The sequence below is a fragment of the Cupriavidus sp. GW823-FHT07A04 genome, from assembly GCF_058794615.1.
Genome location: NZ_JBXAHA010000001.1, coordinates 76256 through 88302 on the forward strand (window position 1 = coordinate 76256; position 12047 = coordinate 88302).

At 64.8% G+C, this 12047-nt stretch carries 11 protein-coding genes; 10 read left to right on the forward strand and 1 reads right to left on the reverse strand.

Translation table 11 applies throughout. The features are described 5' to 3' along the window. Positions 1-131 precede the first annotated feature (131 nt). Positions 132-1442, forward strand: coding sequence for a solute carrier family 23 protein (locus AC1Q7Q_RS00320; RefSeq protein WP_492373972.1), 1311 nt, complete (start codon positions 132-134; stop codon positions 1440-1442). A 70-nt stretch (positions 1443-1512) separates the two neighbouring features. Further along, positions 1513-2415, forward strand: coding sequence for a cysteine synthase CysM (gene cysM, locus AC1Q7Q_RS00325; RefSeq protein WP_150992214.1), 903 nt, complete (start codon positions 1513-1515; stop codon positions 2413-2415). Positions 2416-2499: 84 nt separating this feature from the next. Here cysM and mltB read toward each other — a convergent pair whose 3' ends face one another. Continuing rightward, complete coding sequence (mltB, locus tag AC1Q7Q_RS00330; RefSeq protein WP_416047854.1) at positions 2500-3606, reverse strand: lytic murein transglycosylase B; 1107 nt, start codon at positions 3604-3606, stop codon at positions 2500-2502. A 118-nt stretch (positions 3607-3724) separates the two neighbouring features. On the opposite strand from mltB, the gene AC1Q7Q_RS00335 reads away from it, so the two are divergent. The 8 genes from AC1Q7Q_RS00335 (at position 3725) to AC1Q7Q_RS00370 (ending at position 11976) form a co-directional block, all read left to right on the forward strand. Continuing rightward, complete coding sequence (locus tag AC1Q7Q_RS00335; RefSeq protein WP_416047855.1) at positions 3725-4648, forward strand: histone deacetylase family protein; 924 nt, start codon at positions 3725-3727, stop codon at positions 4646-4648. Positions 4649-4659: 11 nt separating this feature from the next. Beyond that, positions 4660-5463 (forward strand): enoyl-CoA hydratase, encoded by an 804-nt coding sequence (locus AC1Q7Q_RS00340; protein WP_492373973.1) that lies wholly within the window; start codon positions 4660-4662, stop codon positions 5461-5463. Between the two features lie 170 nt (positions 5464-5633). After that, positions 5634-6668 (forward strand): methionine ABC transporter ATP-binding protein, encoded by a 1035-nt coding sequence (locus AC1Q7Q_RS00345; RefSeq protein ID WP_043344503.1) that lies wholly within the window; start codon positions 5634-5636, stop codon positions 6666-6668. Continuing rightward, positions 6658-7311 carry a methionine ABC transporter permease gene (locus tag AC1Q7Q_RS00350; protein ID WP_043344505.1) on the forward strand — a complete coding sequence of 218 codons (654 nt, stop codon included), beginning with the start codon at positions 6658-6660 and terminating at the stop codon, positions 7309-7311. Before AC1Q7Q_RS00345 ends, AC1Q7Q_RS00350 begins: the two co-directional genes overlap by 11 nt. Before the next feature lie 68 nt (positions 7312-7379). Beyond that, positions 7380-8177 carry a MetQ/NlpA family ABC transporter substrate-binding protein gene (locus AC1Q7Q_RS00355; protein WP_043344507.1) on the forward strand — a complete coding sequence of 266 codons (798 nt, stop codon included), beginning with the start codon at positions 7380-7382 and terminating at the stop codon, positions 8175-8177. Positions 8178-8381: 204 nt separating this feature from the next. Next, positions 8382-9131, forward strand: coding sequence for an electron transfer flavoprotein subunit beta/FixA family protein (locus tag AC1Q7Q_RS00360; RefSeq protein ID WP_006158397.1), 750 nt, complete (start codon positions 8382-8384; stop codon positions 9129-9131). A 19-nt stretch (positions 9132-9150) separates the two neighbouring features. Beyond that, positions 9151-10086, forward strand: coding sequence for an electron transfer flavoprotein subunit alpha/FixB family protein (locus AC1Q7Q_RS00365; RefSeq protein ID WP_477134969.1), 936 nt, complete (start codon positions 9151-9153; stop codon positions 10084-10086). A gap of 105 nt (positions 10087-10191) precedes the next feature. After that, positions 10192-11976, forward strand: coding sequence for an acyl-CoA dehydrogenase (locus AC1Q7Q_RS00370; RefSeq protein WP_492373974.1), 1785 nt, complete (start codon positions 10192-10194; stop codon positions 11974-11976). Positions 11977-12047: the final 71 nt, after the last annotated feature.

A 12047-nucleotide genomic window follows, 5' to 3' on the forward strand; every position in this document is an offset into this window, starting at 1 on the left:
ACGAATGCGGCCGCGCGGTATCATGCGGACGCTGTTGCGGCCCGAGCCGGCTGCGTGGCCAACAAAATCCAAGATCGCGCCGGACCTGCCTGCATTCGGGGCGGCCAGGCCAATAAAAAGGGAGCTGGACAATGGGAAATAACGAGGACGCGGGATTCCTGCCCAAGTGGCGGCTGAAGACGCACGGCGTGATTGCGCCTGATGAGCGACTGCCCGCCGGCCAGACCCTGCTGGCAGGTATCCAGCACGTGGTAGCGATGTTCGGCTCGACCGCGATCGCGCCGATCCTGATGGGCTTCAATCCCAATATCGCCATCCTGTTTTCCGGCATCGGCACGCTGATTTTCTTTCTGTGCGTGCGCGGCAGGGTGCCGAGCTACCTGGGCTCCAGCTTTGCCTTCATCGCGGTGGTGATCGCGGCGACCGGCTACGCCGGCAGCGGCCCCAACCCGAATATCCCGGTGGCGCTCGGCGGCATCATCGCCGCGGGCGTGTTGTACTTGCTGATCGGACTGGTGGTGCAGGCGGTGGGGTATCGCTGGGTGGAGCGGCTGATGCCGCCGGTGGTGACGGGTGCCATCGTCGCGGCCATCGGCCTGAACCTCGCGCCGGTGGCGGTCAAGGCCGTGAGCGGCGCGCCGTTGGATACCTGGGTGGGCCTGGCGACCGTGCTGGCGGTGGGCGTGGTGGCGGTGCATGCGCCGGGCATGCTGCGCCGGCTGCCGGTACTGGTGGGCGGGCTGTTCGGCTACGTGCTGTACTACCTTTGCACCAACGGGCTGGGCATGGGCAAAGGCATCGACTTCTCCGGCGTGGCCGCCGCGGCCTGGTTCGGGCTGCCGGTCTTCTCCACGCCAGTGTTCCAGGCCAGCGCCATGCTGCTGATCGCGCCGGTGGCGATCGTGCTGGTGGCGGAAAACCTCGGGCACATCAAGGCCATCAGCGTGATGACCGGCCGCAATCTCGATCCATATATCGGCCGCGCCTTCATCGGCGACGGCATTGCCACCATCATTTCCGCCGGCGGCGGCGGCACGGGCGTGACCACTTACGCCGAAAACATGGGCGTGATGGCGGTGACCAAGATCTACTCCACGCTGATCTTCGTGGTGGCGGCGGTGGTGGCGCTGGTGCTGGGCTTTTCGCCCAAGTTCGGTGCGCTGATCCTGACCATCCCGGGCCCCGTGATCGGTGGCCTGACCATCGTGGTGTTCGGCCTGATCGCCGCCACTGCCGGGCGTATCTGGGTGCAGAACAAGGTCGATTTCTCCAGTTCGCGCAACCTGATCACGGTCGGCGCCACGTTGACCGTGGCGGCTGGCGACCTGACGCTGAAGCTGGGCGGCATGACGCTGGGCGGCATCGGTACCGCCACTTTCGGCGCGATTCTGCTGTACCACCTGCTGGGCAGCCGCAAAGCCGAAGCCGAAGCCGAGGCCTGACACGCCACGTCGGCAACGCAGGCTTTGCGACTGGATTACAATGTCCGCCGACATTGGAATCCCGCTCACCATGGCCTACAAGACGATTGAAGACACCATCGGCAATACGCCGCTGGTGCAACTGCAGCGCATCCCCGGCGCCGCCGGTACCCCGCGCGGCAACGTAATCCTCGGCAAGCTCGAGGGCAACAACCCGGCGGGCTCGGTCAAGGACCGGCCGGCGGTCTCGATGATTGCCCGCGCCGAGTCGCGCGGGCGCATCAAGCCGGGCGATACGCTGATCGAGGCTACCTCGGGCAATACCGGCATCGCGCTGGCCATGGCAGCCGCCATCCGCGGCTACAAGATGGTGCTGATCATGCCGGAAGACCTGAGCATGGAGCGCCGCCAGAGCATGGCTGCCTACGGCGCGGAGATCATCCTGACGCCGGTCAAGGGCGGCATGGAATACGCGCGTGACCTCGCGGACTCCATGGAGCGCGACGGCCGCGGCGTGATCCTGGACCAGTTCGCCAATCCGGACAATCCGCTGGCGCATTACGAGACCACCGGCCCGGAGATCTGGCGCGACACCGAAGGGCGCATTACTCACTTCGTCTCTGCCATGGGCACCACGGGCACCATTACCGGTGTCTCGCGCTACCTGAAGGAACAGAACGCAGGGATCCAGATCGTGGGTGCGCAGCCGGCTGAAGGCTCGCGTATTCCCGGCATCCGCAAGTGGCCCGAGGCGTACATGCCGAAGATCTACGATCCGAAATTCATTGACCGTACCGAGCCTGTCAGCCAGGGCGATGCCGAGCACATGGCACGTCGCATGGCGCGCGAGGAAGGGATCTTCTGCGGCATCTCGGCTGCGGGCGCGCTGTGCGTCGCGCTGCGTATCGCCGAGGAAGTGGAGAATGCCACCATCGTGTTCGTGGTGTGCGATCGCGGTGATCGCTACCTTTCGACCGGGGTGTTCCCGGCCTGATGCCGCCCTGCCGCGCGCATTGAAAAAGCCCCCGCGAGTTCAGTCTTGCGGGGGCTTTTTGCTTGTCGCGCAGCGGATGCCGGCTTAGCCCATCGCCGCCTTGACCGCCTCGCCCAGCTGGTACACAGCCAGCGCGTAGAAGAAGCTGCGGTTGTAGCGCGTCAGCACATAGAAGTTGCGCAGGCCGAGCATGTAGTCGGTGGTTTCGCCGGGCGTGGGCAGGTCCACCACCAGCACGCCGGTTTCGCCTTCGCGTGTCGGGTCGATCGGCTCGTCCACGCGCAGGCCGGCCTTGAGCAACTGGTTGAGCGTGCGGGTGGGCCATGGCTCGCCATCCGCGGCTGCGGCGGCGATGCCGCGGCTGCCCTCGTCGGCGGCGATGCGCCAGACCACCGGGCGGCCCGGTTCCCAGCCGTGCAGCTGCAGGAAACGCGCCACGCTGCCGATCGCGTCGGTGGCGCTGCTGCGCAGGTCGATGCGGCCGTCGCCGTCATAGTCGATGGCGTATTCGCGCAGGCTTGTGGGCATGAACTGCGGAATGCCCACGGCACCCGCGAAGGAGCCCAGCACCGAGAACACATCGGTGTTGGTGTCGCGGCACCAGAGCAGGTAGTCGGTCAGCTGGTTGCGGAACAGCGTGGTGCGCGCTTCGCGGTTGGGCACGTCCGGATAATCGAAGGCCAGCGTGGAAAGCGAGTCGATCACGCGGAAGGTACCCATGTCGCGGCCATAGATGGTCTCGACACCGATGATGCCGACGATCACCGAGGCCGGCACGCCGAACTCGGCTTCCGCGCGGCGCAGTGTTTCGCGATTTTGCTGCCAGAAGCGCACGCCCGCGTTGATGCGGATCGGCTCGATAAAGCGCGAGCGGTAGGTGCGCCAGCTTTTGCGTCCCGGCGTGGCGGGCGGCATGATCAGGCGCACCACCGTGGATGAATACACGGCCTGGCCGAACCAGCCTTCCAGCGTCTGGCGGGCAAAGCCGTGGCGTGCCACCATCTCGTCGATGAAGGCGCGGCTCTTGGGATTGTCACGGTAGCGGCCCGGCTCGATTTCTTCTTCGCGCATGCTCACGCGGCGCTTGCCGGCTGCAAGCAGGGCGGGGGAGACGCCGCACAAGCTCAATGCGGCAGCGGAAAGTGCGGCGCCCAGAAGCGGGCGGCGCAGGGAGCGCTGGGAGTCGGTCATGGTGTCCTTTGCAAGTCGCTGCGAGTATAGCGGATGGTGTCCGCGCGGCAGGTCGCTGGGTGGCTGGCGCGGCATGTGCTAACGTAACGAATGGAGACCACGATGAAAGCAATAAGACATGCCCACAGGCTATTACACGCATCCCGAGTTCCTGCTGCATGAGATGGGGCCATTCCATCCGGAGTGCCCTGAGCGCCTGCAGGCCATTGAGGATCACCTGATCTCGCACGGCATGGATGGCCTGCTTGACCGGCGCGAGGCGAGCGCCGCCACCGCCGAGCAGATCGGGCGCGTGCATCTTCCGCAGTACATCGCCTCGCTGGCCGCGGCCAGCCCGGCCAGCGGCTACCACCCGATCGATCCCGATACCCTGATGAATCCGCACACGCTCGCCGCCGCCACCCATGCGGCAGGCGCCGCGGTGGCTGCTACCGACGCGGTGATGGCGGGCGAGATCGAGAATGCGTTCTGCTGCGTGCGCCCGCCGGGCCACCATGCCGAGCCGGACCGGGCCATGGGTTTCTGCTTCTACAACAATGTGGCGATCGCCGCGCGTCATGCGCTCGCCGCGCACGGGCTGGAGCGCGTGGCCATCGTCGATTTCGACGTGCATCACGGCAATGGCACCGAAGCTGCATTCCGTGGCGACGCCCAGGTGCTGATGTGCAGCTTCTTCCAGCATCCGTTTTATCCCTACAGCGGCACCGAGCACATTGCCACCAATATGTCGAACATCCCGCTGCCGGCCTATACCAACGGCCTGGCGGTGCGCGAAGTGGTGGAGACGATCTGGCTGCCGCGCCTGAACGAGTTCAAGCCGCAGATGTTGTTTATCTCGGCTGGCTTCGACGCCCATCGAGAGGATGACCTCGGGCAGATGGGGCTGGTCGAGCAGGACTATGCCTGGATCACCGCCCAACTGGTCGACGTCGCCCGCGCCCATGCAAAGGGGCGCATCGTCAGTTGCCTTGAAGGCGGCTATAACCTGAGCGCGCTGAGCCGTAGCGTGTGTGCACACCTCAAGGTGCTGCTCGAACGATAGGAGGCCCTCGCATGGCTGAAACCGATAACCGCGCCGTGACCCCGCTGGTGAGCGAAAGCCTCGACGCCCCGGGCGTGCTGCGCCTGACGATGAACCGCCCGGAGGCGTTCAACGCGCTGTCAGAGGACCTGCTGGATGCGCTGTGCGCGGCGTTTGCCCGCGCCGGCGCCAATGCCTCGGTCCGCGTCGTGGTGCTGGCCGCCGCCGGCCGTGCGTTCTGCGCGGGACATGATCTGCGCGAGATGCGCGCCAGCCCGTCGCACGACTACTACCGCCGCCTGTTCGACCGCTGCACCCGCATGATGATGGCGATGCAGAAGATGCCGCAGCCGGTGATCGCGCGCGTGCAGGGCATTGCCACAGCGGCCGGCTGCCAACTGGTGGCGATGTGCGACCTGGCGGTGGCCGCCGATGTGGCTCGCTTTGCGGTATCGGGCGTCAACCTTGGCTTGTTCTGCGCCACGCCAGGCGTGGCGCTGTCGCGCAACCTGTCGCGCAAGCACGCCATGGAAATGCTGCTGACCGGTGACATGATCGACGCGCTGCAAGCCCGCGACCGCGGGCTGGTCAACCGCGTGGTGCCCGCCGATGCCCTCGATGCCGAGGTTGCACGCCTGGCGGCCAGCATCTGCGCCAAGCCGGCCGCCGCCGTGGCCGCCGGCAAGGGCCTGTTCTACCGCCAGCTGGAGATGGGCATCGAAGCGGCCTACCAGCTCGCCGGGCAGACCATGGCCTGCAACATGATGGATCCGACGGCGCTGGAAGGCGTGCAGGCCTTCCTCGACAAGCGCCCGCCCTTGTGGGATGTCTTGTAAATCTCTTTTTTTTGGTTTTTGTTGGGCTATATGCCCACAGCGCATAAAGACATCGGCAAAAAGTCGTTTCTGGTATGAAGCGGATCGCTTAAAATGCGCGCTTCGCCCAAAAAAATAAAATGCGGCAACAGTGCTAGAGACAAACTCGCCTGTTGCCGTTTTCTTTTCACATGATCGAACTGCAAGGTCTTTCGCAGCGCTTCCCCGGCGGGTCGGGTGAGGTGCATGCGCTGCGGGACGTCAACCTGTCGATTGCGGCAGGTGAGGTCTTCGGCATCATCGGCCGCAGCGGCGCTGGCAAGAGCACGCTGGTGCGCGCCATCAACCTGCTTAACCGCCCCAGCGCCGGCCGCGTCTTCGTCGCCGGCCAGGAACTGACCGCGCTCGACAGCGGCGCGTTGCGCCGGGCACGCCGCGACATCGGCATGATCTTCCAGCATTTCAACCTGCTGTCGTCGCGCACCGTTTATGACAACGTGGCGCTGCCGCTGGAGCTGGCTGGCAAATCCCGCAGCGAGATCTCCGACACGGTGCTGCCGCTGCTGGAGCTGGTTGGCCTGACGGCGCTCAAGGATCGCTATCCTGCCCAGATCAGCGGCGGGCAGAAGCAGCGCGTGGGGATTGCACGTGCATTGGCCAGCAAGCCCAAGGTGCTGCTTTCGGACGAGGCCACGTCCGCCCTCGATCCGGAGACCACGCGCTCCATCCTGGAACTGCTCAAGCAGATCAATCGCGAGCTGGGCCTGACCATCGTCATGATCACGCACCAGATGGAAGTGATCAAGCAGGTCTGCGACCGCGTGGCCGTGCTTGAGGCTGGCCAGGTGGTGGAAACCGGCCGGGTGATCGACGTCTTCCTGCGTCCGCAGCATGCGGTCACGCGCGCCATGATCGGCGACGTGATCGCGCAGGAACTGCCGCAAAGCGTGCTCAAGCGCGTGGAGAGCCGCCTCGGCAACGGGCGCGACCACGTCTATCGCCTGGCCTTCACCGGCGCGGGCGTGGACCAGCCAGTGCTGGCCCAGGCGATTCGCCGCTACGGGCTGGACTTCAACATCCTGCACGGGCATATCGACGAAATCCAGGGCCAGGCCTTCGGCTCGCTGGCCATCATGGCCACCGGCGACCTGGCCGACGTGAAGGCGGCAATGGAGTATCTGCAACAAGAAGGCGTGGTGGTGGAGGAGATCGAGCATGTGGTCTGAAATGTTTGACCTGTTCCTGACCTCGTTCAACGAGACGCTGCTGATGGTGAGCATCTCGGGCGTGGTCGGCGCGCTGTTTGGCGTGCCGCTGGGCGTGCTGCTGCACCTGACCAACCGCGGCGGCGTGCTGTCGCACCCGCTGTTCAACCGCACCATTGGCGTGGTGGTCAACGCCGTGCGCTCGATCCCCTTCATCATCCTGCTGGTGGTGGTGATTCCGTTCACGCGCTTTATCGTGGGCTCGTCGATCGGCACGACCGCGGCCGTGGTGCCGCTGACCATCGCCGCGATCCCGTTTATCGCACGGCTGGTGGAAAGCGCGCTGCGCGAAGTCGACAAAGGCCTGGTCGAGGCCGCCCAGTCGATGGGTGCGAGCACCGGCCAGATCGTGATGAAGGTGCTGCTGCCCGAGGCCATGCCCGGCATCGTGGCCGGCCTGACCATCACCTTTGTCAGCCTGGTGGGCTACTCGGCCATGGCCGGCGCCATCGGTGGCGGCGGCCTGGGCGACCTCGGCATCCGCTACGGCTACCAGCGCTACATCACCGAGGTGATGGTGGCGGTGGTGCTGATCCTGATCGTCTTCGTACAAGCGGTGCAAAGCTTCGGCGACTGGCTGGTGCGGCGCATCAGCCACAAGTAACAAGTCGGCCCGGCGATCCGCCTGGCTATCTGCAAAGACATAGAGCCATCGAGATAAAGGAAGTCAACATGCAACGTCGTAACTTGCTGCAATGGATTGTCGGCGCCGCCCTGGGCGCCACCCTGGCCACTGGCGCCATGGCGCAGGAAAAGCCGATCAAGATCGGCGTCACCGGAGGCCCGCACGCCCAGATCATGGAGCAGGTGAAGAAGGTCGCGGCCAAGGACGGCCTGAATATCCAGCTGGTGGAGTTCAGTGACTATGTCCAGCCGAACGCCGCGCTGGCCGCTGGCGACCTGGACGCCAACAGCTACCAGCACCTGCCGTACCTGGAAGCGCAGATCAAGGACCGTGGCTACAAGTTCACCCACATCGCCTTCACCGTGACCTTCCCGATGGGCGTGTACTCCAAGAAGATCAAGTCGCTCGACCAGCTCAAGGACGGCGCGCGCGTTGGCGTGCCGAACGACCCCACCAATGGCGGTCGTGGCTTGCTGTTGCTGCAAAGCAAGGGCCTGATCAAGCTGCGCCCGGATGCCGGCCTGAAGGCCACGCCGCTGGACATCGTTTCCAACCCGAAGAAGATCCGAATCGTCGAACTGGACGCCGCGCAGCTGCCGCGTTCGCTGGATGACCTCGACGCCGCCGCCATTAACGGTAACTACGCTGAATCGGCTGGCCTGTCGCCCACCAAGGACGCGATTGCCATGGAAGGCCCCAAGGGTCCCTATGCCAACCTGATCGCCATCCGCGAAGCCGACAAGAACAAGCCCTGGGTAGCCAAGCTGGTCAAGGCCTATCATTCGCCGGAGATCAAGCAGTACGTCCAGAGCACTTTCAAGGATTCGGTGATTACCGCCTGGTAAGTTTGAAAAAACCCTCAAAAACCGTGTGCCGCAGGGCATCCTGCGGCACAATACGGCGAGGTTTTCACATTGCCGGGCTATGCCCGGCAATTCTTTACCGATAAAATAGTACGACCGTTCGAAAAATAAGAGTGCCACCCACCCGGTGGTTATAATGGCGGGCGAACCAAATTTCTGACTATCGACTATCAGTGGAGTGAGCGCATGAAAGTACTCGTCGCAGTCAAGCGCGTGGTGGATTACAACGTCAAGGTCCGGGTGAAGTCGGACGGCACGGGTGTGGATCTGGCTAACGTCAAGATGAGCATGAACCCGTTTGACGAAATCGCCGTGGAAGAAGCGGTGCGCCTGCGGGAAGCCGGGGTGGTCACCGAGGTGATCGCCGTGTCCTGCGGCGTGACCCAGTGCCAGGAAACCCTGCGTACGGCGATGGCCATCGGTGCCGACCGCGGCATCCTGGTGGAATCGAACGAAGACCTGCAGCCGCTGGCCGTGGCCAAGCTGCTCAAGGCCCTGGTCGACAAGGAACAGCCGCAACTGGTGATCCTGGGCAAGCAGGCCATCGACGACGACTCCAACCAGACCGGCCAGATGCTGGCTGCGCTGGCGGGCCTGCCGCAAGCCACTTTCGCTTCGAAGGTGGTGGTGGCCGATGGCCGCGCATCGGTGACGCGTGAAGTGGACGGCGGTCTGGAGACCCTGTCGCTCAAGCTGCCGGCGGTGGTGACCACCGACCTGCGCCTGAACGAGCCGCGTTATGTCACGCTGCCGAACATCATGAAGGCCAAGAAGAAGCCGCTCGACATCGTCAAGCCGGAAGATCTCGGCGTGGACGTGGCGCCGCGTCTGAAGACCGTCAAGGTCGTTGAGCCGCCCAAGCGTAGCGCGGGTGTGATGGTGCCGGACGTTGCGACGCTGGTGCAAAAGCTGAAGAACGAAGCCAAGGTCATCTGAGCGCGCCAGGAGATAAAACATGACTGCACTCGTCATTGCTGAACACGACAACCAATCCATCAAGGCCGCCACGCTGAATACCGTGACGGCAGCCGCCCAGTGCGGCGGCGATGTCCACGTGCTGGTGGCCGGCGCCAATGCCGCCGCCGCCGCTGCCGCTGCCGCGAAGATCGCCGGCGTGTCCAAGGTGCTGCTGGCCGACGCGCCGCAGTTCGCCGACGGCCTGGCCGAAAACGTGGCCGAGCAAGTGCTGGCCATCGCCAGCGACTACAGCCACATCCTGGCGCCCGCATCGGCCTACGGCAAGAACATCCTGCCGCGCGTCGCGGCCAAGCTGGACGTAGCCCAGTTGTCGGACATCACCAAGGTCGACAGCCCGGACACGTTCGAGCGCCCGATCTACGCCGGCAACGCGATCTCGATCGTTCAATCGTCGGACAAGGTCAAGGTCATCACCGTGCGCGGTACCGGCTTTGACGCTGCCGCAGCCGAAGGTGGCTCGGCCGCCGTGGAAAGCCTGCCCGCCGTGGCCGACGCTGGCATCTCGCAATTCGTTTCGCGCGAAGTCACCAAGAGCGACCGCCCCGAGCTGACCGCCGCCAAGATCATCGTGTCCGGTGGCCGTGGCGTGGGTTCCGGCGAGAACTACACCAAGGTGCTGACGCCGCTGGCCGACAAGCTGAACGCCGCGATGGGCGCGTCCCGCGCTGCTGTCGATGCCGGCTTCGTGCCCAACGATTACCAGGTCGGCCAGACCGGCAAGATCGTTGCGCCGCAGCTGTACATCGCCGTCGGCATTTCCGGCGCGATCCAGCATCTGGCCGGCATGAAGGACTCCAAGGTGATCGTGGCGATCAACAAGGATGCCGAAGCCCCGATCTTCTCGGTGGCCGACTACGGCCTGGTTGGCGATCTGAACACCGTCGTGCCCGAACTGGTGGCGGCGCTGGGCTGATCCCCACCGCCCGGCACGGCGTTTGACGCGCCGGGCTCGATCAGGAAGTACTAGCCGTTCCGGGCCCGCCCGAGAACGGCTTTTTTATACATACCGGAGACATCGATGACCTACCGTGCCCCGCTCAAGGACATGCTGTTCGTGATGAACGAACTGGCTGATCTTGACGCAGTCAGCAAGCTGCCCGGCTTCGAGGACGCCACGCCGGAGACGGCGCAGGCGGTGCTCGACGAGGCAGCTAAATTCAACGAACAAGTGGTGGCGCCGCTCAACCGCATTGGCGACACCGATCCGAGCAGCTGGAAGGACGGTGTGGTTACCACCACGCCCGGTTTCAAGGACGCGTTCCGCCAGTTTGGCGAAGGTGGCTGGCAGGGCGTGCTGCATCCGCAGGAATTTGGCGGCCAGGGCTTGCCCAAGTTGATCGCCACCGCCTGCAACGAGATGCTGAACACGGCGAACCTGTCGTTCGCCCTGTGCCCGTTGCTGACAGACGGCGCCATCGAAGCCCTGCTGACCGCGGGCAGCGACGCGCAGAAGGCCACCTTCCTGCCCAAGCTGATCTCCGGCGAATGGACCGGCACCATGAACCTGACCGAGCCACAGGCCGGCTCGGACCTGGCGGCCGTGCGCACGCGCGCCGAGCCGCAGGGTGACGGTACCTACAAGGTGTTCGGCACCAAGATCTTCATCACCTACGGTGAGCACGACATGGCGCAGAACATCGTCCATCTCGTTCTTGCGCGCACGCCCACGGCACCCGAGGGCGTCAAGGGCATCTCGCTGTTCATTGTGCCCAAGTTCCTGGTGAATGAGGATGGTTCGCTGGGCGCGCGCAATGATGCGCACTGCGTGTCGATCGAGCACAAGCTGGGCATCAAGGCCAGCCCCACAGCCGTGCTGCAGTTCGGCGACCACGGTGGCGCCATCGGCACGCTGGTCGGCGAGGAAAACCGCGGCCTGGAATACATGTTCATCATGATGAACTCGGCGCGCTTCTCGGTCGGCATGCAAGGCATCGCCGTGTCGGAGCGGGCCTACCAGCAGGCTGTGAATTTTGCCCGCGAGCGCGTGCAAAGCCGTCCGGTCGATGGTTCCGCACGCGAAGCTGTGACCATCATTCATCACCCGGACGTCAAGCGCATGCTGATGACCATGCGCTCGCTGATCGAAGGCGCGCGCGCGGTAGCGTATGTGGCCGCCGCCGCGTGCGACACGGCGCACCAGCATGCCGACGACGCGGTGCGCAAGCAAAGCCAGGCGTTCTACGAGTTCATGGTGCCCATCGTCAAGGGCTGGAGCACCGAATTATCGATCGATGTGACCAGCCTGGGCGTGCAGGTGCACGGCGGCATGGGCTTCATCGAGGAGACCGGCGCGGCCCAGCATTATCGCGATGCCCGCATCCTGCCGATCTACGAAGGCACGACCGCGATCCAGGCGAACGACCTCGTCGGCCGCAAGACGCTGCGCGACGGTGGCGCGGTGGCCCGTGCGATCTGCGCGCAGATTGCCGAGACCGAGGCAGCGCTGGGCAAGCATGGTGGCGCGGCCTTCACCGCGGTGCAGGCGCAACTGGCCAAGGGGCGCGCCGCGCTGGAGACCGTCGTGGCGTTCGTCGTGGCCAATGCCAAGTCGGACCCGAATGCCGTGTTTGCCGGCAGCGTGCCTTACCTGAAGCTCTGCGGCATCGTGTTTTCGGGCTGGCAGCTTGGCCGCGCGATGCTCGCGGCGGATGCGAAGCGTGGCGAGGATCCGTCCTTCCACGACGCCAAGATCTCGACGGCGCATTTCTTCGCGGAGCACATCCTGTCACAGGCATCGGGTTTGCGCGATGCCATCGTGGCGGGCGCGGTGCCGGTCAATGCGTTGAGCGAAGCGCAGTTCTGAGGTCTTCCTGGTCCAGGCAAGAAAAAAGGCGACCCGCGGGTCGCCTTTTTTTACTTCCTCGAAACCGATGC

What these genes read in the sequence shown, in the direction of transcription:
- AC1Q7Q_RS00350 (WP_043344505.1), top strand. Translation starts at nt 6,658, where the DNA reads ATGTGGTCTGAAATGTTTGACCTGTTCCTGACCTCGTTCAACGAGACG.
- AC1Q7Q_RS00345 (WP_043344503.1), top strand. Translation starts at nt 5,634, where the DNA reads ATGATCGAACTGCAAGGTCTTTCGCAGCGCTTCCCCGGCGGGTCGGGT.
- AC1Q7Q_RS00340 (WP_492373973.1), top strand. Translation starts at nt 4,660, where the DNA reads ATGGCTGAAACCGATAACCGCGCCGTGACCCCGCTGGTGAGCGAAAGC.
- mltB (WP_416047854.1), bottom strand. Translation starts at nt 3,606, where the DNA reads ATGACCGACTCCCAGCGCTCCCTGCGCCGCCCGCTTCTGGGCGCCGCA.
- AC1Q7Q_RS00370 (WP_492373974.1), top strand. Translation starts at nt 10,192, where the DNA reads ATGACCTACCGTGCCCCGCTCAAGGACATGCTGTTCGTGATGAACGAA.
- AC1Q7Q_RS00355 (WP_043344507.1), top strand. Translation starts at nt 7,380, where the DNA reads ATGCAACGTCGTAACTTGCTGCAATGGATTGTCGGCGCCGCCCTGGGC.
- AC1Q7Q_RS00320 (WP_492373972.1), top strand. Translation starts at nt 132, where the DNA reads ATGGGAAATAACGAGGACGCGGGATTCCTGCCCAAGTGGCGGCTGAAG.
- AC1Q7Q_RS00360 (WP_006158397.1), top strand. Translation starts at nt 8,382, where the DNA reads ATGAAAGTACTCGTCGCAGTCAAGCGCGTGGTGGATTACAACGTCAAG.
- AC1Q7Q_RS00335 (WP_416047855.1), top strand. Translation starts at nt 3,725, where the DNA reads ATGCCCACAGGCTATTACACGCATCCCGAGTTCCTGCTGCATGAGATG.
- AC1Q7Q_RS00365 (WP_477134969.1), top strand. Translation starts at nt 9,151, where the DNA reads ATGACTGCACTCGTCATTGCTGAACACGACAACCAATCCATCAAGGCC.
- cysM (WP_150992214.1), top strand. Translation starts at nt 1,513, where the DNA reads ATGGCCTACAAGACGATTGAAGACACCATCGGCAATACGCCGCTGGTG.